Source organism: Paraburkholderia diazotrophica (assembly GCF_038900755.1).
GTDB lineage: Bacteria > Pseudomonadota > Gammaproteobacteria > Burkholderiales > Burkholderiaceae > Paraburkholderia > Paraburkholderia diazotrophica_A.
Map to the genome: position 1 here is coordinate 1 of NZ_JBBPEN010000010.1, position 21044 is coordinate 21044.

The window sequence follows — 21044 nt, forward strand, 5'->3', positions numbered from 1 at the left end:
ATCTGTCGGCTGTTAGTTTTTAAAGAACATCCGCACGAGGCGCCTTGCCTTCGTTGCGTTTGCTGCATCAGCAGCAGAGAAACGAGATTATGAACAACCTTCCGGTGTTCGTCAACAGGTTTTTTGCATCATCGCTTCAAACCCCGCTGGCTATACCACCGCGCCGTTTCTGTCGCGGCCCCCGCTGCGTCGCGCCGCACACCGCGCGCCCGAACGAAGGACGCGAATCTTAGGCCATCCGCAACCCAATGACAAGGGTGCGACGGAAGTTTTTCATTGGCGGCTATTTGCTCGACGTGCCTTGCGCTTTCTCCACTTGCGCCACCGTATCGGCAGGTTGGCTGCTCGTTCTTGCCGCCAGCTCGCGAGCATCGGGTGAACCGATCGTCCAGTCGTGCAGCACCGTATAAGCCACAGCAAGAAGCGTCGGTCCGATAAATACACCGAGGAAACCAAACGCAAACGCGCCGCCCAAAATGCCGAGCATCACGAGGATCAGCGGCATGTCGCTGCTCTTGCCGATCAGGATAGGCTTGATGACGTTATCCGACATGCCGACGACCAGCACGCCCCAAACCACGAGAAAGATCGCCCAGCCCGTTTCGCCGCCGTGATAAAGCCAGATCGCCGCGGGCAGCCATACCACGACGGGGCCGCCGGGAATCACCGACAGGAAGAAAGTCGCGAGCCCCAACAGCGCCGGCGCCGGCACGCCCGCGATCCAGCAACCGAACCCCGCCAGCACGCCCTGCACCAGCGCCGTCCCGAGGATGCCGTACACCACGCCCTTTACCGTGCTGCCCGCCAAAGTCAGCAGATAGTCGGCGCGCTCACCCGCGATACGCCGCATGCCCGCGTTGAGCCAGGCGGCCGCGCCCTCGCCGCCCGTATAGAAGAAGAAAGTGAGGATGATGCTGAGCGCCAGCATCCCGAGACCGTGCGTGACAGCGAGCGCGGCGGCGAGTATCCATTTGCCGGCCGGCGCGGCCAGCACGCGCAACTGCGCGACCATTTCCGAGTTGCTGCTTGTCACGCGCTCCCAGAAGGACTCGATGGTCGAGCCGACAAGCGGAATGCGCGCGACCCAGTCCGGCAGATCTGGCAGCCCCGATTCCATCAGACGCTCGACGAACGCGGTGATGTCCTTCGCATGCGCGCCCAGCGCAAATCCCGCATAGACGAACGGCCCCAGCACGACGACCAGAATGATGAGCACGATCAGCGTCGCGGCCCATTTACGCCGCCCGCCGAGCGTCGCGGACAATTTGCGGAAGAGCCCCCACGAGCTGTAACTAAGAATCGCGCCCCACAGCAGCGCCGTCGTGAACGGCGCCAGCACCAGCAGCGAGCCGCCGACGAGCAGCAGCAGCGCGAACACGGCCGCGAGCCGCTCGATCAGTACGTCCGATTTCACCATGCGTCTCTCCCCGATGCCATTCCTGCCAGACCGTGGCGACCCATGCGCAAACGGCCAAACGTCTGCAAAAAAGTATAGGAAAGCGCCAAAGAAAGCACTGACCGATGGCGACGCTGACGGAACGCGCCGCCGCCCGCCCTCTCGTGGCTGCGGAACGCCCGCGCGACGGGCCAACGACTGCCAGCACTGCGTGTCGATAATATGTCGACGCAGAAAGGACTAGAATATATGGTTCTCTGCACACAACCTCCGGATTTATGCGCTCGCGAATCGCCAAACGTCTCCCTCCCGACGCCGACAAGCTGGTCGGTCTTTCGCTCGCGCTTTTCGCGTCGGGCAGCCGCACCGAGGATCGCTTCTGGGAAGCCAAGCTGGACGCGCTGCTCGCAAAAATAGTCCGCAACGGCAACCAGACGACCCTCGACGCCGCGCTCGACCATCTTCAGCAGAATCATCCGGACGCCTATGGCGCCCTCGCGGACATGGCCGAAACGCATAGCGAATCGCTGACTGTCGAACACGACGGCGTCCAGTACGAAGCGCTGCTGATTGCCGCGCCCGTGCTGGCCTGGACGCGCTATGTGATTCCGTCGGGCTCGCTCAAAGGCGATGCCGCCGACGCGCTGCGCGCGCATCTCCAGGCCCATGTGCTGGCCGACGGCACCCGCATCGCGATGGCGCCGTTCATGTATAGCATCGACCAGTTGCCGCGTCACCACGTCGAAACCTGGCGTCTCGCGCAGCAGCTCGCGCAGGCGGCCGTCGGCGGCGGCAACGCGAAGATTAACTTCGGCGAGTTGCCCGAAACGTCGCCCATTCTTGCCGATCCGCGCTTCTTGCTGGCCGTCGTCGCGGCGCCCGTCGGCGCGCCCGTGTTCCGCTGGCAGGAAGAAGAGCACGGCTCGCGCATCGAGCGCAGCCAGTGTCTCGAGCAATGGGCGACGCAAGGCGGCGCAAACCTGGCCGTCGTGCTGCCGGGCTGCGAGTTCGAATGCCTGTTGCCCGATGCGTACTACTCGGCCTGCCGCGACGCCGACGAGCGCGTGCGCCCGCACACCGTGCGCACGGCAGTGCGCTATCTGTTCGACACGGTCGGCGCGACGCCCGACGAATTGCGTGCGGTCGTCGCGGGCTTCGGCGAGCGGCGCATCGACGAATACCGCATCGGCTTCACGCGGCGCGGCAGCAACGACGTCATCTACGGCGTCGTGTGGCCGCTGTACGGCCGCGAGAACGGCGACCCGGGCATTGACGAAGAACCGCAAGAAGCAATGGCGAGCGATGGCCCGCTCGAAGACATCGTCGCGCTGCTGAAAGAAACGGGCATCACGGATATTCGCCGTCACGCAGGCCGCTTCGAGCCGGAATATTGTGACGACTGCGGCGTGCCGCTTTACGCAGATCCGCTCGGCGAGATCGTTCACGCTGAAATGCCCGAAGATGCCGAGCCCGCGCAACCGCATTTCCACTGATCACTTCAGAATTTTCTCTGCATCGAATCAAGCCCCGCTGAATGCGGGGCTTTTTTCATGGCACTCGTCCTATGCCACCTGGACAGGCCGTCACGAGACAGGGAATTTGTCATCATCGTTGCGATGGTGCATCGCTGCACGACGACAATCTCGTTGCGTGCAGCGCGCCGCCACCACCGATCGATCAGGAGGCAATGCATGCGATTTTCAGTTCTCAACTCAGACGCCGAACGCAGGGAAGGACTCAAGGCGCTTCTGCGGCAAATCGACCGACAGGCACGCTTCGGCGAAGCGCAGGACTGGCCACAGGCGGAGCGCACGTTGCGGCGCCTCGAGCCGGACCTGTTGCTGATCGACTGGGAAGACTGGATGTCGCCCGCCGACGCACGCGCGTTGCTCGCCAACCATCCGGGGCTGCCCGTCGCGGTGCTGGTCGACGATATATCGCCGGCTCACGTGCGCGCGCTCGTCGAAAAAGGCGTGCTCGGCGTCATTCCGCGCACGACCGATCCGCGCGTGATCGTGCGCGCGCTCGAAATGGTTCTGCTCGGCTGTCACTACATCCCGGCCGGCGCGTTGACGCTCGACGCGCCGACGCACGGCAGCAAGCTCGCGCGTCCGCGAACGGAAGCACGCTCGCTCGAACTGATCGCAACGCCACCGAAGCGGCCGCGCATCGCGGGCGGCCTTTCGCCGCGACAGGAACAGATCATGCGCTGCGTCCATATGGGCAACACGAATAAAATGATTGCACGCGCGTTGGGCATCAGTGAGGGCACGGTGAAAATTCATCTGGCGACGATCTTCCAGCAACTCGGCGCGCCGAACCGCGCAGCCGCCGTCGCCATCTACAACGGCTGGCTCACCGCGCAACTCGAAGTGCTGCGCAGCGGGCACAATCGCATCCCGCGGCCCGCGCGCGTGACGTCGAACGTCGCGCCGCTTCGTCAGCGCAAGCCGCGCACTTTCCGTTATCCGTTGCCTGCCAACGACAACCCCAACGCGCTGCCGATGGCCGCGGAAGCGACGACGCCTTATGGTGCGCGCCGCAAGAGCCGCGCATCCGACGACGGCGATGTAAAGGTCGAAAGGAAGCAACCGTGAATCGACATAAAACGTTGCTGGCACGGAATCCGCTCACACCTTTGGGCCTTCAACGAGTAATATGAAGACATGGGTTTCCTCTATACGCCGCTTCCGTTGTGGGTCGCTGTCGGTGGCTGGATCGCCGCTGTGGCTCTGCTCGCGCTTACGTTCTGGAAGAACCCGTTCAAGCGATTGCAGGAACCCGTGCTTCAGCATGTATGGCTCGCGATCATCGTCGCCGTCTCGGTGCTGTGGGCGACGAACGCATGGCTCGAAGACGGCACCGTGATTCACCTGCTCGGCGCAACGCTCGTCGTCACGCTGTTCGACTGGGGTCTTGCGCTGATCGCGATGGCTGTCGTCACCGGCCTCGCCGCCGTCGTCTTCGATGCACCGTGGCAAGGCATCGCGCTCACGTTCCTTGTATTCGGCGCAGTACCCGTCGGCGTGTCGACGCTTCTGCAGCGCGCGAGCATCGCATGGCTGCCGCGCAATCTGTTCATGTTCATCTTCGGCCAAGGCTTCGTGTCGCCTGCCATTGCCGTTTCTGTCGCGTCAGCGGTCGCACTGGGAACGCATATCGCGCTTGCAGACGGTTCGATGTCCGTTATCCCGGCCGGCTATGCGTTTAGCGTGTTCCTGCTTGCCTCCGGCGAATCGTGGTTCACTGGCATGTCGACTGCATTGATCGCCGTCTATCGGCCCGCCTGGGTCACGACTTATGATGTGCGGCGTTATCGCCTCGGCGGCCCACGCACCTGAGCGCTTCCGAGGCTAACCGTCGATGCCTGAAAGTCACGCGCTTACGCGCCTGCAAAGCAGACACGCAAGCAGCACAGGCTCATACATCTCGACTCAAGTTGCCTTCGTACGACGCCGCAAAATATTTCTACCAGGATTGAACTCAACCCCATCGACGGGCATCTTATTTGCCTGAAGTCTCCACAGCATTTTTACCCAGATAGATGGAACGCACCAACGCACCGCGCCGATTGCTGCGGTTGGTCGGCCGGTTAGCGGTGTGGGCTGCGAGCGCGTCGCTCGTATGTGCTCTGCCCGCCTTCGCCGATCAGCTCGGGCAGCACAACGACCTCGTCAACAAATTCATCAACGAAATGCACGCCGATCCGCTCGTCGCGGATTGCGCCGCGCATGGCAATTTCGTCGCGAGCACGTCGACGGCTTTCGATCACGTGGAGTTTCCCCCCAGCTCGTTCGATAGCGCGCATGCGGCCATCACCCCCTGGAACGATTCGTTCGACGAAGGCAAGCAGAAGGTCAAGGTCGACAACATCGTGACTGTCGAAGGCCTCGGCATTCCGCAAGGCGGCGGCGATCCGTCGCAACTCAAGTTCCGCTGCGGCTATGTCGGCCCGCAGATGCTCGCGTTCAGCTGGAACGATCCCGTGCCGCCGTTGCGTGCGCGTAGCGCAGCATCGTCGGGCTCGCATGGCGCGAAAGGCAAGCACGCGGCCGGCGGCAAGGGCTCGAAGAAAAAGTCAGGCGGGAAATCGACGAAGGGCGGCGCAGCCAGCAAACCGGCTACCAAGAAAACCAGCAAATCGTCGGGCAAGGCGGTGACAGCCAAAAGCAGCGCGACGAAGAGCAATGCCTCGAAGGCAAGCGCGAAGAAGTCAGCGACGAAGAAAAAGCAATGACGCTTGCGTAACGGCAACGTCGAACGTCCGATCACATGACCCGCAAAAAGCGAGGCCACGCAGAACGCGTGGCCTCGCCTTTTTTCATACGCTTTTTTTGCATACCTTTACTGCGCGTCGAACGATGCGCGTAAGCGGCCAGGCGCCGTCAGGCAAACGCCTCCATATGCCAGAGGATCGCCTGCAACATCGCCGCGCCGAGCGATGCGCTGCGCTCGCCGTTCCAGCCCACGCGCTCGTCGGGCAGATTCGCGTTGTCCTTGAACGGCATCTCCAGTGTCAATGACAGGCAGCCGAACTCGTTGCCGATGTACTTCGACGCGAGCTTGAGCGCATCCTGTCGATACTTGCTCGCTTCGTAACCGTACTTATCCTGGAAGTCGGGACTCGCGCGCTTGAAGCCCTCGACAAACGCTGTCTGTTCCTGCCGTTGCCGCTCGGTAAAGCCCGGCAGCATTTCGGAACCCGCGACGAACACATACGGCAGCGCTTCGTCGCCGTGAATATCGAAGAACAGATCGCAGCCGGTCGCATGAATCGCGTCGCGCACGAGCAGCACTTCGGGACTGCGCGCGGCGTCCGGGTCCATCCATTCGCGATTCAGGTTCGCGCCCGCCGCATTCGTGCGCAGGTTGCCGTGCACGCTGCCATCGGGATTCATGTTCGGCACGATAAAAAAGTCGGCGTAGTCGTACAGCTTGCGCGCGACCGGGTCGCCTGACCAGTCGCCCCACCCTGCGAGCCGCTTCACCAGCCCTTCGACGAACCATTCGGCCATCGTCTCGCCCGGATGCTGGCGAGCGATGATCCAGATTTTTTTCTTGGGTTTCAGCGTACCGTCGTCGAGCAGCATCGGCGTGCCGAGCGTCAAGAGCGACATCGGCCGGCCTTCGACGGTCTTGCCGAGTTCCGTCAGCGCGGCATGCGGCATCTGCTGGACGGCCCCGAGAAACTCCGAGTGGCGCTCTTCGCTATACGGCTCGAAGTACGCGTAATAGATGCTGTCGAAGTCGGGCGTGTGATCGATGGTGAGCACGCGGCCGTCATACGCGGTCGGCACGCGGAACCAGTTCACGCGGTCGTAGCTCGCGCACGCCTGATAATTGCGCCAGCCTTCGGCGAACGCGCAGTCGGCGGCATTCTCGAACGTCAACACGCAGCGCTCGCCGCGCGCGCCCGTCAGACGGAAATAGAACCACTGCGCAAAATCGGCGTGGCTATCGGGCCGCACGCGCAAACGGATATTGTCGGCTTGCTCGCACGACAGGACTTCGATCGCGCCAGCGTCGAAGTTGCTCGTAATGGATAACGTCATGATCTCTTTCCTGCTTTTCAGGCGCAGCGTCAGTCCGCGATACGCCGGCGAAATACGTAAGTGGAATCGTTCGATGCGTCGGCGTCGAACGCATAGCCTTCGGCATCGAAGCCCTTGAGTTGCTCCGGCGCATCGAGGCGATGCTCAACCGCGAAGCGCGCCATCAGACCGCGCGCGCGTTTCGCGTGAAAGCTGATGATCTTGTAGCGGCCGCCCTTCCAGTCCTCGAACACGGGCGTGACGACGGGCGCTGCGAGCAGCTTCGGCTTGACGGACTTGAAGTATTCCGTCGAAGCGCAATTGATCAGCACGCGCGAATTGCCCGCCTTTTTCTCCAGTTGCCGGTTGAGCGCCTGCGTGATGCGCTCGCCCCAGAACGCGTACAGATCCTTGCCGCGTTGGTTCGCAAAGCGAGTGCCCATTTCGAGCCGATACGGCTGCAACAGATCGAGCGGACGCAAGAGCCCATACAGCCCGGACAGCACGCGCACATGCTGCTGCGCGTAGTCGAGATCGGATGCGGAGAGCGACTTCGCGTCGAAGCCCTCATACACGTCGCCGTTGAATGCGAGCACGGCCTGCTTCGAATTGGACGTGTCGAACTTCGGCGACCAGTCGGCGTAACGCTGAAAGTTCAGATGCGCGAGCTGATCGGAAATGTCCATCAGCGATGCAATGTCTTGCGGCGACAGGCGGCGCAGATCGCCGATCAGTTCGGCGGCGTCATCGACAAAATCGGGGATCGTGTGCTTCTTGACGTGCGGCGGGGTGTCGTAGTCGAGCGATTTGGCCGGCGACAGAACGATTATCATAGAGGCTTTCAGGCACGCCGTGCCTGGCGGTCAAAGACGAAAGCCAGATTGTAACGAATGCCCGAAACCCCTGCCTTGCCTCAACAGAACACCCTCGCAGCCACGCCCGCTGTCGTGCTCGATTCGAATGTGTGGATCGATATTCTCGTGTTCGACGATCCGCACACGCGCCCCATTCTCGCCGCGCTCGAACGCGGCACGTTGCGCGCGCTGATCGACGCGCGGTGTCTCGCGGAACTGACACACGTGCTCGACTATCCGCAGTTCGAAAAGCGCGCCGTCGATAAAACCGCCGCGCTCGCGAGACTCGCGCGGCTGTCGACGCTCGTCGAGCCGCCCGTTCCCACTGAGAACGTGGAAGACACGCGCCCGCTGCCCAAATGCAAGGATCGCGACGATCAGAAGTTTCTCGAGCTTGCGCACGCGATGCAGGCCGACTGGCTGATTTCGAAAGATCGCGCGGTGCTGAAGCTCGCGAAGCGGATCGCGCGCGATTTCGGTTTCCGGATCGCGCAGCCCGCGCCTTTCGTCGCCGAGTGCGCGCTCGCCAGTGGTGAGCCGGTCGAGGCCTGAAGCCAGGCCTGAAGCCGTCCCGCAGCCCAAGGCCACACGCTTCAAGCCCGGCTCGCAGATACACCGCGCAGATTTTCCCTACAATCGAGCATCACACCCGACCCCAACGGCATCGATGACCGCGGCCTCGGCAACCGGGCGCCGCATTCGGAACGCGAGATGAACGCACCGCACGACACGACGACCACGCCTATGACGACCACGCCCCCTTCGTTCCCCTCCCGCCTGCCGAACGTCGGCACGACGATCTTCACCGTGATGAGCGCGCTTGCCGTCGAAAAGGACGCGGTCAATCTCGGCCAGGGCTTCCCGGATTTCGATTGCGATCCGCGCATCGTCGAGGCCGTATCGAATGCGATGCGCGAAGGCCACAACCAGTACCCGCCGATGGCGGGCGTCGCCCCGCTGCGCCAGGCCATCTCCGACAAGATCTCAAGCGTATACGGCCGCCGCTACGACGCGACGACGGAAATCACGGTAACCGCAGGCGCAACGCAGGCGCTTCTGACGGCCATCCTGTGCGCCGTGCATCCGGGCGATGAAGTGATCGTCGTCGAGCCGACCTACGACAGCTATCTGCCGTCGATCGAGCTCGCGGGCGGCAAGCCCGTTTTCGTGACGCTCGAAGCACCCGACTACGCAATTCCGTTCGACAGGCTCGCCGCCGCAATCACGCCGAAGACGCGCATGATCCTGATCAACACGCCGCACAACCCGACGGGCACGGTCTGGCGCGCTGACGACATGAAGAAGCTCGAGGAAACCGTGCGCGGCACCAACGTGCTGATCCTGTCCGACGAAGTGTACGAGCACATGGTCTACGACGGCGCGCCGCACGAAAGCGTCGCGCGTTATCCCGAGCTTGCGCAGCGCAGCTTCGTCGTGTCGAGCTTCGGCAAGACGTATCACGTGACGGGCTGGAAGGTCGGCTATGTGGCCGCGCCCGCGCCGTTGATGGCGGAATTCCGCAAGGTTCATCAGTTCAACGTGTTCACCGTCAACACGCCGATGCAACTGGGCCTCGCGCATTACATGCAGGACCCGGCGCCGTATCTGAACCTGCCCGCGTTCTATCAGAAGAAGCGCGACTTCTTCCGCGCCGGTCTGGCCAACACACGCTTCAAACTGCTGCCGTGCACGGGCACGTATTTCCAGTGCGTCGACTATTCGGCCATCAGCGATATGCCCGAAGCCGAGTTCGCACAATGGCTGACGAGCGAAATCGGCGTCGCGGCGATTCCCGTATCGGCGTTCTATCACGAGCCGCACGAATCGGGCGTCGTACGCTTCTGCTTCGCGAAAAAAGAAGACACGCTCGCGACCGCGCTCGAACGGCTGGCGCGTCTCTGACATGGCGCGCGCGATGTCGCGAACGAACCGAGGTTCTTCGCCATCGCGCGCGAAGCAGCCCGGCGCGCCCGCGCCGTCACTTCTGTCGTTGCGCGTCGACGTACGCCTTGCGGTCGTCCGTCACGCGCTGCGCAGCCGGCCGCGTGTTGATCGCCTTCACGTAGGGCTTCCAGTCGATACCGACGTCGAGCAGAAAATCGCGTCCGTAAATGGCTTGTGTGGCCATGCCGACCAGCGGCAGACTCGCAAAGCCCGCGACGTCCGCGATGCTGAACCGGTCGCCGCGCAGATACGGCGTGAACTTCGCAAGGCGTCTGAAGCCGCTGATGTGACGAATCAGCAGTTTCTCGGTGCGCCCCTTGGTGGCATCGGTGATCGTGCCGCCGAAGAACGCCTGCTTGTACAGATTGCGGGCCACAAGCTCGAGATGCACGTCGACGAACGTGATCAGTTCGCGCTCTTTCGCGGCTTCCCACGGGTCGGGCGAGAACATCGCCTTTTCCGGGTAGGCAGCAGCCAGATATTCGATGATTGCCTGCGACTCGCACAGGCTGCCATGCTCCGTTTCGATGAACGGCACCTTGCCGAGCGGCGAATGCGTGAGAAACGCCTCATCCTGGCTCGGCATCGAAAGCACTTCCTCGAACGGAATGCCGAATTCGAGCAGCGCGAACTTCACTTTGTTGTAATAGTTGGACAGCACAAAACCGTGCAGCTTGATCATCCGATGTCTCCCTGCGGATGGTTGTCGAAAATCGTCTGTCGTTCGTCGCGCCTTGCGCCTCCGCACATCGCGCAGCGCGCCGCCGGAATCGACGCGCGCCGCGTCAGGCGACGAATGCGATCGATCTGAAACGAACGTACTATTTTAAAATAACCATGGAGTGAGTCACATCATGTCATCCGTCACCTCTCGCCAGTACAGCATCGAGACCGTCGGCATCGTCGGTACGGGTGCGATGGGCCGCGGCATCGCGCAGATCGCCGCGCTCGCGGGTCTCAAGGTTCGCCTCTACGATACCAATTCCACCGCGGTCGGCGCCGCGCGCGATTATCTGTCGGACACGTTCGCGAAGCTCGTCACCAAAGGCAAGCTGGACAACTCGCGCTCGCTCGCCGCCCTCGCCTGCGTGACGGGCGCGAACGCGCTCGAAGAACTCAAGGACTGCAATCTCGTCGTCGAAGCGATCGTCGAAAAGCTCGACGTGAAGCGCGGACTCTTCAAGGATCTCGAAGGCATCGTCAGCGAGCGCTGCATTCTTGCGTCGAACACGTCGTCGCTGTCGATCACGGCGATTGCGGCCGCATGCGCGGACCCGTCGCGCGTGCTCGGCTATCACTTCTTCAACCCGGTGCCGCTGATGAAGGTCGTCGAAGTGATCGACGGTCTGCGCAGCGATCCCGTTGCCGGCGACGCGCTGATGGATCTCGCGCGCCGCATGGGCCACACGCCCGTGCGCGCGAAGGACATGCCCGGCTTCATCGTCAATCACGCGGGCCGCGGCATGAACACGGAAGGCTTGCGGATCGCGGACGAAGGCATCGCGAGCTTCGTCGACGTCGATCGCATCATGCGCGAGCAGGCGGGCTTCCGGCTCGGGCCGTTCGAGTTGCTCGACCTGACGGCGCTCGACGTATCGCATCCCGTGATGGAATCGATCTATCACCAGTTCTACGAAGAACCGCGCTTCACGCCGTCGCCGATCACGGGCACGCGGCTCGCGGGCGGCCTGATCGGACGCAAGGCGGGCGAAGGCTTCTACAAGTATGTCGAGGGCAAGCAGCAGGTCGATGCCGAAGCGCCCGCGCCGACGGAATTGCCCAAGCGCGTGTGGATCAGCAACCGCGTGCCCGCCGCGCGCGATGCGGTGCTCGAACTCGTCGCGAAGGCAGGCGTCGCCGTGGACGAAGGCGCGACGCCCTCCGCCGATTCGCTGATCGTCGTGACGCCGCTCGGTCTCGATGCGACGACGGCTACCGTCGACGAAAACCTGGACGCGAGCCGCGTCGTCGCGATCGATACGCTGTTCCCGCTCGTCGGCGCGCAACGCCGCACGCTGATGACGACGCCCGCGACCACGCGCGCCGCGCGCGATGCCGCCCACGCCCTCTTCGCGCACGACGGCGTGCCCGTCACCGTGATCCGCGATTCGACGGGCTTCGTCGCGCAACGTGTCGTCGCGACCATCGTCAACATCGGCTGCGATATCGCGCAACGCAGAATCGCGTCGCCGCAGGACATCGATCTCGCCGTGACGCTCGGCCTCGGCTATCCGAGGGGACCGCTTGCGCTCGGCGATGCGCTCGGCGCGCAAACCATCCTGACGATCCTGCGCAACATCTACGGCGTGCTCGGCGATCCGCGCTATCGTCCGTCGCCGTGGCTCGCGCGCCGCGCTCAGCTCCGCATGTCGCTCACACAGGGCGATGCCTCGGACAACGGCAACGCACAGGAGCAAGCATAATGGCCGCCGAACTGCTCGCCAGCCGCCCAGCCGAAAGCGAATCGACGCTCGTGCTGACGCTCTCGAACCCGGGCGCGCGCAACGCAATGCACCCGGACATGTACGCGGCCGGCATCGAAGCGATGGATACGGCCGAGCGAGATCCGTCGATCGGCGCCGTCGTCATTACGGGCGCCGACCAGTTCTTCTGCGCGGGCGGCAACCTGAACCGGCTGCTGGAAAATCGCGCGAAAGACCCTTCCGTGCAGGCGCAAAGTATCGATCTGCTCGGCGAGTGGATCGCCTCGCTGCAGGCCTCATCGAAGCCGGTGATCGCGGCCGTCGAAGGCGCGGCGGCGGGCGCGGGCTTTTCGCTCGCGCTCGCATGCGACCTGATCGTCGCTGCCGACGACGCGAAGTTCGTGATGTCGTACGCGCGCGTCGGCCTCACGCCCGACGGCGGCGGCTCCTGGTTCCTCGCGCGCGCGTTGCCGCGCCAGATCGCGACGGAAGTGCTGATCGAAGGCAAGCCGATCGGCGCGGCGCGTCTCCATGAGCTTGGCGTCGTGAACCGGCTCGCGAAGCCGGGCGCCGTGCGCGATGCCGCGATTGCATGGGCCGACGACCTCGGCAAGGTGTCGCCGAACGCGAAGGCGCGCATCAAAGGCCTGATTGCGGCGGCGGGCATGCAGTCGCTGCCCGATCACCTCATCGCGGAACGCGACAGCTTCGTCGCGTCGCTGCATCATCGCGACGGGCTAGAAGGCATCACGGCGTTCCTCGAAAAACGCGCGCCCCACTACAAATGAGCACGCCGACGCAATCGGGCTATCAGCTGCCGAAGCGCCGCCGCATCTATCTGATGCGGCACGGCGACGTCACGTACTTCGATGCGTCGGGCCGCACGATCGACCCCGAACGCGTGCCGCTCAACGACAACGGCCGCGCCCAGGCCGATTCCGCGGGTCGTGAGTTTGCCGCACAAAACGTGCGCTTCGATCGCGTGATCGTCAGCGGCTTGCCGCGCACCGTCGAGACGGCGCAGCGCGTGCTCGCGCAAATGAACCGGCACGATCAGCAAGTCGAAATCGAACCCGCGTGGGAAGAGATACGCAGCGGCGAGCCCGGCTCGGTTCCCGCTGCCGGTCTCGAAGCGGCCTTTCTCGGCGCGTTCGATGGCATCGTGGCGGAAGACACGCAGTTTCTCGGCGGCGAGACGATCGGCGAGCTGTTCGACCGCGTGCTGCCCGCCGTGGCCGCGCTGCGCGACGACACATCGTGGGATGTCGCGCTGCTCGTGCTGCACGGCGGCGTCAATCGCGCGATTCTCTCGCACGCGTTGACGGCGGGCGGCCGCACGTTCTTCGGCCATATCTCGCAGGCGACGGGCTGCATCAACGCGCTCGACGTCGGAGATGCGCCGCGCGACTGGGTCGTGCGGCTCATCAATCACTCGCCGCCGTCGCCGCTGCATCGCGACGTGCGCAACACGACGATGGAAATGCTTTACGCGCAATACGTCCGATACAAGCGCACCTAGAAGTCGCCAATCGTTTGTCCAATGGAGGAGACATGCCGCAAGACGCGACACCAGCCGGATCGACGAATCAAACCGACTACTCCGCTTTCGAAGGCACGCGGCCTGTCAGCGAACGGCAGCGCATCGACGTCGATGCGCTTTCCGCGTGGCTCGCGCAACACATCGAAGACTATGCGGGGCCGCTGACGCTCGAACAGTTCGCGGGCGGCCAGTCGAATCCCACCTTCAAGCTGATCACGCCCGCGCGCTCTTACGTGATGCGCGCAAAGCCCGGCCCTTCCGCGAAGCTGCTGCCGTCCGCGCATGCAATCGAACGCGAGTACCGCGTGATGCATGCGCTACGCGACACCGATGTGCCCGTCGCGAAGATGCTCGCGCTGTGCGAGGACGAAAGCGTGATCGGCCGCGCGTTCTACGTGATGGAGTTCGTCGAAGGCCGCGTGCTGTGGGATCAGTCGCTGCCCGGCATGACGCCTGCGCAGCGCGGCGCGATCTACGACGAGATGAATCGCGTGATCGCCGCGCTTCACAGCGTCGATGTGAACGCGGCGGGTCTTGCCGGTTATGGCAAGCCGGGCAATTATTTTGCGCGGCAGATCGGCCGATGGAGTAAGCAATATCAGGCATCGGAGACCGAGCCGATCGACGCGATGAATCGCCTGATCGAATGGCTGCCGCAGCACATGCCAACAGAAACGGACGAGCGTGTGTCCGTCGTGCATGGCGATTACCGGCTCGACAACCTGATCTTTCATCTGCACGAGCCCCGCGTGCTCGCCGTACTCGACTGGGAGCTGTCGACATTGGGCGATCCCCTCGCCGACTTCGCGTATCACTGCATGGCGTGGCACGTCGACCCCGCGCAGTTTCGCGGCATCGCGGGGCTCGACTGGGCCGCGCTCGGCATCCCCGACGAGGCACAGTACGTGCAACGTTATTGCGAGCGCACGGGCTTCACGATTCACGGCGACTGGAACTTCTATCTCGCGTACAACATGTTCCGCATCGCGGCGATCCTGCAAGGGATCATGAAGCGCGTAGTCGACGGCACGGCGGCGAGCGAACAGGCGCTCGACGCGGGCCGCCGCGCGCGGCCGATGGCCGAACTCGCATGGCGCTATGCGCAGAAAGTGCGCTGACTGAACGTCGCCGCTGGTGTTCAGTCAGTCTGTAGAGCGGATTCAACGTCATCCACGAGGGCAAGATGAATTTCGACTACACCCCGAAGGTCCAGGCATTGCGCGAGAAGCTGCTCGCTTTCTTCGACGAATACATTTACCCGAACGAGCAGGCTTTTGCCGCCGAAGTCGCGCGCAATCGCGAGGCAGGCAACGCATGGGTGCCGACCGAACTGATCGAAAGCCTCAAGCAAAGCGCTCGCGATGCAGGCCTGTGGAATCTCTTTTTACCCGACTCCGAGCGCGGCGCCGGTCTCACGAATCTTGAGTACGCGCCGCTGTGCGAAATCATGGGCCGCGTGCCGTGGGCACCCGAAGTGTTCAATTGCAGCGCGCCCGACACCGGCAATATGGAGACCGTCGAGCGCTACGGCAGCGACGAGAACAAACGCGAGTGGCTGGAACCGCTGCTGCAAGGGCAGATTCGCTCGGCGTTCACGATGACGGAGCCGGAAGTCGCGTCATCGGATGCGACCAACATTCGGACGAGCATCGTGCGCGACGGCGACACGTATGTGATCAACGGGCACAAGTGGTGGTCGTCGGGCGCGGGCGATCCGCGCTGCAAGCTCTTCATCGTGATGGGCAAGACCGACCCCGACGCGCCGCGTCATCAGCAGCAGTCGATGATTCTCGTGCCCGCCGACGCGACGGGCATCACCGTGCATCGTCCGCTGACGGTGTTCGGCTACGACGACGCGCCGCACGGCCACATGGAGATTACGCTCGACAACGTCCGCGTGCCGGCCGCCAACATGCTGCTGGGCGAAGGGCGCGGCTTCGAAATCGCGCAGGGGCGGCTCGGGCCGGGGCGCATCCACCACTGCATGCGCCTGATCGGACTCGCGGAACGCGCGCTCGAACTGATGTGCAGGCGCACGCTGCAACGCGTCGCGTTCGGCAAGCCGATCGCCGCGCAGACGGTCACGCAGGAACGCATCGCCGAAGCGCGCTGCCTGATCGAGCAGGCGCGCCTGCTGACGCTGAAGACGGCTTACATGATGGACACCGTCGGCAACAAGGGCGCGCGCGGCGAGATCGCGATGATCAAGGTCGTCGCTCCGAACATGGCGTGTCAGGTGATCGACTGGGCGATGCAGGCACACGGCGCGGCGGGCATGTGCGACGACTTTCCGCTCGCGTATGCGTACACGACGGCGCGCTGGCTGCGCTTCGCCGACGGTCCCGATGAAGTGCATCGCAATGCGATTGCGAAGGTTGAACTGGCGAAGTATCGCGATTTGACTGCGTCCGCTTCTCGCGCCGAGGCGCCGGGCGCGAGTTCATGATCGGGCTTTGGCAGGCCGTCAGCGGCCTCAGGCGAACTGTGGTCTAATTTTTTTGTCTCTGCGGCGCTGGTTGGTTTTGGGCTTGCCAGGCGTGCCGCTGGCATCCGCTTTAGCGCCTCGCGGCGCGGGCGTTGCCCCTGTGCGGGGCGGCACCTACTTTTCTTTGCCGCCGCAAAGAAAAGTAGGCAAAAGAAAGCGGGCTAACATCGCCCGCGCTTGACCTTTACCCACGGGCTCTCAACGTCCCCGCGCTTCGCACACCAGTGTGCTGGCTTATGTAGTTGCCAACGTGCTGGCTAAACGCCTCACCCGCTTCATGCACGTGTGGCACAACGAAGGGATACCGAACGCTCAGCGCTGCATGTCGGTAGTGAATGAGGTTGCTGTGTTGTGCAGGACAACGCCCGCACTTGAGCCGCATGCTTGGCGAATGTGTCCTGTGCGGTGCGAATGCCTACACACAGTTTGCCGCAAAGGGGCGGGGGAATCTTCGATGTCGCGGGCTGCAACGCGGGTGCATGAGGCAGGTGAGGCATCGAATAAATGCGTGGGCAACGCGCACGAGATAGCATGCTGCCGCGTGAAGTATGGGGACGTTGAGAGCCCGTGGGTAAAGGTCAAGGATTGGCGGTGTGAGCCCGCTTTCTTTGCTTACTTTCTTTGCGGCGGCAAAGAAAGTGAGTGCCGCCCCGCACAGGGGCAACGCCCGCGCCGCGAGGCGCAATCGCGGATGCCCGCGATAAGGGCAAAGCAAAACAGCGTCGCAGACAACCAGACAAAAGGAAGGAGCCACGATGATCGATGTCTACAGCTGGGCAACCCCGAACGGCCACAAGATTCACATCATGCTCGAGGAGACGGGCCTCGAATACAAGGCGCATCCCATCAACATCGGCGCTGGCGATCAGTTCACGCACGAGTTTCTGGAGATCAGCCCGAACAACAAGATTCCCGCCATCGTCGACAGCGATGGACCGAAACGCGCGGACGGCAAGCCGTTTTCGCTGTTCGAGTCCGGCGCGATTCTGATCTACCTCGCCGAGAAGACGGGCAAGTTTCTCCCCATCGATCCCGCCGCGCGTTACGAAACGCTGCAATGGCTGATGTTCCAGATGGGCGGCATCGGCCCGATGCTCGGCCAGACGCATCACTTTCGCGTGTATGCGCCGCAACCGATCGAATATGCGATCAACCGTTACACAAACGAAGCGAAGCGCCTGTACGGCGTGATGGATGCGAAGCTCGGCAACACGCGTTATCTGGCGGGCAACGACTACACGATCGCGGATATCGCTACTTATCCGTGGACGCGCTCGTGGCAAAACCAGGGCCTGCAGATCGACGAGTTTCCGAACGTAAAGCGCTGGCAGGAAGAGATCGCCGCGCGCCCCGCCGTGCAACGCGGCGTCGAAGTGCTGGCATCGGAGCGCGCGCCGTTGATGGACGAAAAGGCGAAGGAAGTGCTGTTCGGCGCGACGCAGTACGCGAAGCACTGAGCGACTCTATCGGTGATGCGTGCCGTTGCGATGCGTCGAAGTTCATCGCAACGGCGCTTGCGAGCGTTGCTAGAAATAGTGTCGCGTGATGAACTCCGCGATGCACACGGGACGCTCGCTGCCCTCCCGTTCGAGCGTCACGTTCCACACGATCTGCACACCGCCCTCTTCGACATCCGTCACGCCCGACACGGCAAAGCGCGCGCGCAACTGCGAGCCCACGGGCACAGGCGCCGTGAAGCGCACGCGATTGAGCCCGTAATTGACGCCCATGCGCTGCTTGAAGCCGAACGTGCCGACGAGCAGCGCCGGAATCAGCGACAGCGTCAGAAAGCCATGCGCGATCGGCCCGCCGAACGGCGACTCGCGCATGGCGCGTTCGGGATCGACATGAATCCATTGGTGATCGCCCGTCGCGTCAGCGAAGCGGTCGACGCTCGCCTGATCGACTTTGACCCAACGACTCACGCGCGGCGGCTGGCCGACGAGCGCGCGCACGTCGTCGGCGTGGCCCAGCGTCAGTTCGGGCGTCATGCGGCCGCCTCGGGATTGCGCAGCCCGAAGATCGCCTTCGAGCGCACCGTGATCACGAGCTCGCCGTTCTGATTGATGCCCTGCCATTCCGTCGACACGATGCCGCGATCCGGCTTGCTCGCCGACACGCGCTTGTCGAGGATGCTGTTGGTCATGCGAATCGTGTCGCCGACACGCACGGGCTTGAACCAGCGCAAGTCGTCGATGCCGGGCGAACCCATCGACGTCGAACCTTGCAGCATGTTGCGCACGAGCATGCCCATCATCACCGAGCATGTGTGCCAGCCGCTCGCGATCAGCGTGCCGTACGGCGACGCGGCAGCGCCCGCATCGTCGACATGGAACGGCTGCGGATCGTACTGCTCCGCGAAGCGGATGATCTCGTCGCGGGTGAACGTGTGCGTGCCGACTTCATACGTCCTGCCGACTTCCAGGTCCTCGTAGCTCAATCCCATCTTTCACCTCGTTGCACTGTTGAAGCCGGGCGCTCATGCGTCGGCTGTCGCGAACCCCGGCAGCGCGGCAAAGCGCGCAAGATGATGATCGACATCGCCGAGCGTCGTCTCGATGATCGTAAGGCGCTTGAACAGATGCGCGGCTGCCACTTCGTTCGTCACGCCCATGCCGCCGTGCAACTGCACCGCCTGCTGGCCGACGAAGCGCGCAGCCTGGCCCACGCGCACTTTCGCCGCGGACACCGCACGGCGACGCACGTCAATGTCATCGCTGCTGTAGCGCACAGCGGCGAGGTACGTCGCGGAACGCGCCTGCTCGGTGTGGATGAGCATTTCGACCATCCGATGCTGCAGCGCCTGGAACCGCGCGATGGGCACGCCGAATTGCTGGCGCGTCTTCGTGTATTCGACGGTCGCGTGATTCAGCGCGTCGAGCGCGCCGATCGCCTCCGAGCACAACAAAACGATGCCGTAGTCGGCGATATGCTCGAGCGCGGCGGCACCCGAATGCCTGCCGTTCAGCTTTCGCGCCGGCGTCGCATTGAACGCGAGCGTCGCGGCGCGCTGGCCGTCGATCGTCCGATAGTCGGTGACTTGCGCGGTGGTCTGCGTACTCGCGGCATCGCGCGCGACGACGAACAGCGCCACTTCGCCGTCGAGTCGCGCGGGCACGATCCAATGATCGGCCTGCGCGCCGTGCAGCACCACCGACTTCGTGCCGCTCAGCACGTAGCCGTCGTCCTGACGCGCCGCCTTTGTTTCGATCGCGAACAGATCGTAGCGCGCGTCGGGCTCGTGAAACGCGGCGGCAAGCTTGATCTCGCCTTGCGCCGCGCGCCCGAGCAGCGCGGCGTCGTCGCCTTCGCCCGTGCCGGACAGCTTCAGCGCTTCGATGCCGACAGCCGTCGACCAGTACGGCTCGACCACGATCGCGCGCCCTAGCTCCTGCATCACGACCAGCATGTCGACCGTGCCGCCGTTGAAACCGCCCTGCGCCTCGGGCACGGGCAGCGCGGTCAGGCCAAGCTCGCTGAACGCGGACCAGTGCTCGTTCGATACACCCGCTTCCGAGCGCACGATCGCCTGGCGTGCTTCGAAGCCGTAGTGCTTGTCGAGGTAGCGGCGCAGCGCGTCCGCGAATTGCTGTTGTTCGTCGGTGAAATTGAAGTCCATGCGCCGCTCCTCACAGTCCCAGAATCATCTGCGCGATGATGTTCTTTTGAATTTCGTTCGAGCCGCCGTAGATCGAGGTCTTGCGATAATTGAAGTAGTACGCGGCGAGCGGCGCGGCATCGTCGTCGCCCGCGATGCTGTGCGCGCGTTCGCCTTCGAGGAACGGCACATCGAACGGCGCGGCGAGCGGGCCGACGGCTTCGACCATCAGCTCCGTCAGTCCCTGCTGCACTTCCGTGCCCTTGATCTTCAGCATTGACGCCTCCGGTCCCGGACCGCGTCCGCCCGCTTCGTTCGCCACGACGCGCTGCACCGTGACTTCGAGCGCCATCAGTTCGATTTCGAGGCTCGCGACTTTCGCGGCGAAGAGCGGATCGTGAAGCAGCGGCTTGCCGTTCTTTTTCTGTCTCAGAGCGAGACGCTTGAGAAACACGAGTTCGTGCTTTGACTCGCCGACACGCGCAATGCCCGTGCGCTCATGACCGAGCAGATACTTCGCATAGGTCCAGCCGCGATTCTCATCGCCGACGCGATTCTCGACAGGAACCTTCACGTCTTCGAAAAACACTTCGTTGACTTCGTGATCCTCGTCGAGCGTGATGATGGGACGCACGGTGATGCCCGGCGTCTTCATGTCGATCAGCAGGAACGAGATGCCCTCCTGCTTCTTCGCGCCGCCGTCGGTGCGCACGAGGCAGAACATCATGTCGGCGTGCTGGCCGAGCGTCGTCCAGGTCTTCTGGCCGTTGACGACGTAATGGTCGCCGACGCGCTCGGCACGCGTGCGCAGCGACGCCAGATCCGAACCCGAGCCCGGCTCCGAATAACCCTGGCACCACCAGTCGGTGCCGTCGAGAATCCGCGGCAAATAGCGGCGCTTTTGCGTTTCGCTGCCGTACTTCATCAGCACTGGCGCGACCATCGACACGCCGAACGGCAACACCGCTGGCGCGCCGACGCGGGCGCACTCGTCTTCCCAGATATGGCGCTGCGTCGCGTTCCAGTTCGGGCCGCCATATTCGGCGGGCCAGGCAGGCGCCGACCAGCCGCGCTTGCCGAGCAGCTTGTGCCAGTTCGCGTGGTCGGCGCGATTCAGACGCTTATGATTGAGGACTTTGTCGCGCAGCTCATCAGGCAGATTCGCTTCGAGCCAGGCGCGGACGTCGGCGCGGAACGCGTCGTCGGCGGGGGAATAGTTCAGATCCATGCGCAGTGTCTCCTGGCCGCGGCCTGTTGCCGCCAGGAGCACTGC

The 21044-nt window shown here is 63.5% G+C and carries 20 protein-coding genes; 12 read left to right on the forward strand and 8 right to left on the reverse strand.

Translation table 11 applies throughout. The annotated features are described in order from the left end of the window. Window positions 1-283 precede the first annotated feature (283 nt). Window positions 284-1417, reverse strand: a complete 1134-nt coding sequence (locus AABE10_RS27000; protein ID WP_342936284.1) for an AI-2E family transporter — start codon at window positions 1415-1417, stop codon at window positions 284-286. A gap of 257 nt (window positions 1418-1674) precedes the next feature. On the opposite strand from AABE10_RS27000, the gene AABE10_RS27005 reads away from it, so the two are divergent. The 4 genes from AABE10_RS27005 to AABE10_RS27020 all read left to right on the forward strand — a co-directional run bounded on the left by AABE10_RS27005 (window position 1675) and on the right by AABE10_RS27020 (window position 5633). After that, complete coding sequence (locus AABE10_RS27005; protein ID WP_342936285.1) at window positions 1675-2889, forward strand: DUF2863 family protein; 1215 nt, start codon at window positions 1675-1677, stop codon at window positions 2887-2889. A gap of 198 nt (window positions 2890-3087) precedes the next feature. Beyond that, window positions 3088-3993 (forward strand): response regulator transcription factor, encoded by a 906-nt coding sequence (locus tag AABE10_RS27010; protein ID WP_342936286.1) that lies wholly within the window; start codon window positions 3088-3090, stop codon window positions 3991-3993. Window positions 3994-4062: 69 nt separating this feature from the next. After that, on the forward strand, window positions 4063-4737 hold the full coding sequence (locus AABE10_RS27015) for an energy-coupling factor ABC transporter permease (protein ID WP_342936287.1): 675 nt from the start codon (window positions 4063-4065) through the stop codon (window positions 4735-4737). A gap of 203 nt (window positions 4738-4940) precedes the next feature. Beyond that, window positions 4941-5633, forward strand: a complete 693-nt coding sequence (locus AABE10_RS27020) for a BspC domain-containing protein (protein ID WP_342936288.1) — start codon at window positions 4941-4943, stop codon at window positions 5631-5633. A gap of 148 nt (window positions 5634-5781) precedes the next feature. Here the strand turns inward: AABE10_RS27020 and AABE10_RS27025 are convergent, their stop codons facing one another. Both AABE10_RS27025 and yaaA read right to left on the reverse strand, forming a co-directional pair. Continuing rightward, on the reverse strand, window positions 5782-6948 hold the full coding sequence (locus AABE10_RS27025) for a M14 family metallopeptidase (RefSeq protein ID WP_342936289.1): 1167 nt from the start codon (window positions 6946-6948) through the stop codon (window positions 5782-5784). 29 nt (window positions 6949-6977) lie between these two features. After that, on the reverse strand, window positions 6978-7760 hold the full coding sequence (gene yaaA / locus AABE10_RS27030) for a peroxide stress protein YaaA (RefSeq protein ID WP_342936290.1): 783 nt from the start codon (window positions 7758-7760) through the stop codon (window positions 6978-6980). Window positions 7761-7817: 57 nt separating this feature from the next. On the opposite strand from yaaA, the gene AABE10_RS27035 reads away from it, so the two are divergent. Continuing rightward, window positions 7818-8333: a putative toxin-antitoxin system toxin component, PIN family gene (locus AABE10_RS27035; protein WP_342936291.1), complete on the forward strand. Its 516-nt coding sequence runs from the start codon at window positions 7818-7820 to the stop codon at window positions 8331-8333. 159 nt (window positions 8334-8492) lie between these two features. Next, window positions 8493-9683, forward strand: coding sequence for a pyridoxal phosphate-dependent aminotransferase (locus AABE10_RS27040; protein ID WP_342936292.1), 1191 nt, complete (start codon window positions 8493-8495; stop codon window positions 9681-9683). Between the two features lie 76 nt (window positions 9684-9759). Here the strand turns inward: AABE10_RS27040 and AABE10_RS27045 are convergent, their stop codons facing one another. Then, on the reverse strand, window positions 9760-10407 hold the full coding sequence (locus AABE10_RS27045) for a glutathione S-transferase (protein ID WP_342936293.1): 648 nt from the start codon (window positions 10405-10407) through the stop codon (window positions 9760-9762). 172 nt (window positions 10408-10579) lie between these two features. Between AABE10_RS27045 and AABE10_RS27050 the strand changes: the two genes are divergently transcribed. The 6 genes from AABE10_RS27050 to AABE10_RS27075 all read left to right on the forward strand — a co-directional run bounded on the left by AABE10_RS27050 (window position 10580) and on the right by AABE10_RS27075 (window position 17630). Further along, window positions 10580-12148, forward strand: a complete 1569-nt coding sequence (locus tag AABE10_RS27050; RefSeq protein WP_342936294.1) for a 3-hydroxyacyl-CoA dehydrogenase — start codon at window positions 10580-10582, stop codon at window positions 12146-12148. Then, window positions 12148-12936, forward strand: a complete 789-nt coding sequence (locus AABE10_RS27055; protein WP_342936295.1) for an oxepin-CoA hydrolase, alternative type — start codon at window positions 12148-12150, stop codon at window positions 12934-12936. The genes AABE10_RS27050 and AABE10_RS27055 overlap by 1 nt, the downstream gene beginning before the upstream one ends. Beyond that, window positions 12933-13667: a histidine phosphatase family protein gene (locus AABE10_RS27060; protein ID WP_342936296.1), complete on the forward strand. Its 735-nt coding sequence runs from the start codon at window positions 12933-12935 to the stop codon at window positions 13665-13667. Before AABE10_RS27055 ends, AABE10_RS27060 begins: the two co-directional genes overlap by 4 nt. Window positions 13668-13699: 32 nt before the next feature. Beyond that, window positions 13700-14806, forward strand: coding sequence for a phosphotransferase (locus AABE10_RS27065; protein ID WP_342936297.1), 1107 nt, complete (start codon window positions 13700-13702; stop codon window positions 14804-14806). Window positions 14807-14871: 65 nt separating this feature from the next. Continuing rightward, the gene (locus tag AABE10_RS27070) at window positions 14872-16134 is read left to right on the forward strand and encodes an acyl-CoA dehydrogenase family protein (protein WP_342936298.1); all 1263 of its coding nucleotides are present in this window, start codon (window positions 14872-14874) and stop codon (window positions 16132-16134) included. Window positions 16135-16928: 794 nt separating this feature from the next. Next, window positions 16929-17630: a glutathione binding-like protein gene (locus AABE10_RS27075; protein ID WP_342936299.1), complete on the forward strand. Its 702-nt coding sequence runs from the start codon at window positions 16929-16931 to the stop codon at window positions 17628-17630. Window positions 17631-17699: 69 nt separating this feature from the next. Here AABE10_RS27075 and AABE10_RS27080 read toward each other — a convergent pair whose 3' ends face one another. Genes AABE10_RS27080 through AABE10_RS27095 form a run of 4 tightly spaced genes read right to left on the reverse strand, consistent with a single transcriptional unit; the run spans window position 17700 to window position 20999 of the window. Then, entirely contained in the window at window positions 17700-18164 is a 465-nt protein-coding gene (locus AABE10_RS27080) for a MaoC family dehydratase (RefSeq protein WP_342936300.1), read from the reverse strand. Then, window positions 18161-18619, reverse strand: a complete 459-nt coding sequence (locus tag AABE10_RS27085; RefSeq protein WP_342936301.1) for a MaoC family dehydratase — start codon at window positions 18617-18619, stop codon at window positions 18161-18163. Before AABE10_RS27085 ends, AABE10_RS27080 begins: the two co-directional genes overlap by 4 nt. A gap of 33 nt (window positions 18620-18652) precedes the next feature. Then, window positions 18653-19792, reverse strand: a complete 1140-nt coding sequence (locus AABE10_RS27090) for an acyl-CoA dehydrogenase (protein ID WP_342936302.1) — start codon at window positions 19790-19792, stop codon at window positions 18653-18655. 10 nt (window positions 19793-19802) lie between these two features. Beyond that, entirely contained in the window at window positions 19803-20999 is a 1197-nt protein-coding gene (locus AABE10_RS27095) for an acyl-CoA dehydrogenase family protein (protein ID WP_342936303.1), read from the reverse strand. Window positions 21000-21044: the final 45 nt, after the last annotated feature.

What these genes read in the sequence shown, in the direction of transcription:
- AABE10_RS27000 (WP_342936284.1), bottom strand. Translation starts at nt 1,417, where the DNA reads ATGGTGAAATCGGACGTACTGATCGAGCGGCTCGCGGCCGTGTTCGCG.
- AABE10_RS27005 (WP_342936285.1), top strand. Translation starts at nt 1,675, where the DNA reads ATGCGCTCGCGAATCGCCAAACGTCTCCCTCCCGACGCCGACAAGCTG.
- AABE10_RS27010 (WP_342936286.1), top strand. Translation starts at nt 3,088, where the DNA reads ATGCGATTTTCAGTTCTCAACTCAGACGCCGAACGCAGGGAAGGACTC.
- AABE10_RS27015 (WP_342936287.1), top strand. Translation starts at nt 4,063, where the DNA reads ATGGGTTTCCTCTATACGCCGCTTCCGTTGTGGGTCGCTGTCGGTGGC.
- AABE10_RS27020 (WP_342936288.1), top strand. Translation starts at nt 4,941, where the DNA reads ATGGAACGCACCAACGCACCGCGCCGATTGCTGCGGTTGGTCGGCCGG.
- AABE10_RS27025 (WP_342936289.1), bottom strand. Translation starts at nt 6,948, where the DNA reads ATGACGTTATCCATTACGAGCAACTTCGACGCTGGCGCGATCGAAGTC.
- yaaA (WP_342936290.1), bottom strand. Translation starts at nt 7,760, where the DNA reads ATGATAATCGTTCTGTCGCCGGCCAAATCGCTCGACTACGACACCCCG.
- AABE10_RS27035 (WP_342936291.1), top strand. Translation starts at nt 7,818, where the DNA reads ATGCCCGAAACCCCTGCCTTGCCTCAACAGAACACCCTCGCAGCCACG.
- AABE10_RS27040 (WP_342936292.1), top strand. Translation starts at nt 8,493, where the DNA reads ATGAACGCACCGCACGACACGACGACCACGCCTATGACGACCACGCCC.
- AABE10_RS27045 (WP_342936293.1), bottom strand. Translation starts at nt 10,407, where the DNA reads ATGATCAAGCTGCACGGTTTTGTGCTGTCCAACTATTACAACAAAGTG.
- AABE10_RS27050 (WP_342936294.1), top strand. Translation starts at nt 10,580, where the DNA reads ATGTCATCCGTCACCTCTCGCCAGTACAGCATCGAGACCGTCGGCATC.
- AABE10_RS27055 (WP_342936295.1), top strand. Translation starts at nt 12,148, where the DNA reads ATGGCCGCCGAACTGCTCGCCAGCCGCCCAGCCGAAAGCGAATCGACG.
- AABE10_RS27060 (WP_342936296.1), top strand. Translation starts at nt 12,933, where the DNA reads ATGAGCACGCCGACGCAATCGGGCTATCAGCTGCCGAAGCGCCGCCGC.
- AABE10_RS27065 (WP_342936297.1), top strand. Translation starts at nt 13,700, where the DNA reads ATGCCGCAAGACGCGACACCAGCCGGATCGACGAATCAAACCGACTAC.
- AABE10_RS27070 (WP_342936298.1), top strand. Translation starts at nt 14,872, where the DNA reads ATGAATTTCGACTACACCCCGAAGGTCCAGGCATTGCGCGAGAAGCTG.
- AABE10_RS27075 (WP_342936299.1), top strand. Translation starts at nt 16,929, where the DNA reads ATGATCGATGTCTACAGCTGGGCAACCCCGAACGGCCACAAGATTCAC.
- AABE10_RS27080 (WP_342936300.1), bottom strand. Translation starts at nt 18,164, where the DNA reads ATGACGCCCGAACTGACGCTGGGCCACGCCGACGACGTGCGCGCGCTC.
- AABE10_RS27085 (WP_342936301.1), bottom strand. Translation starts at nt 18,619, where the DNA reads ATGGGATTGAGCTACGAGGACCTGGAAGTCGGCAGGACGTATGAAGTC.
- AABE10_RS27090 (WP_342936302.1), bottom strand. Translation starts at nt 19,792, where the DNA reads ATGGACTTCAATTTCACCGACGAACAACAGCAATTCGCGGACGCGCTG.
- AABE10_RS27095 (WP_342936303.1), bottom strand. Translation starts at nt 20,999, where the DNA reads ATGGATCTGAACTATTCCCCCGCCGACGACGCGTTCCGCGCCGACGTC.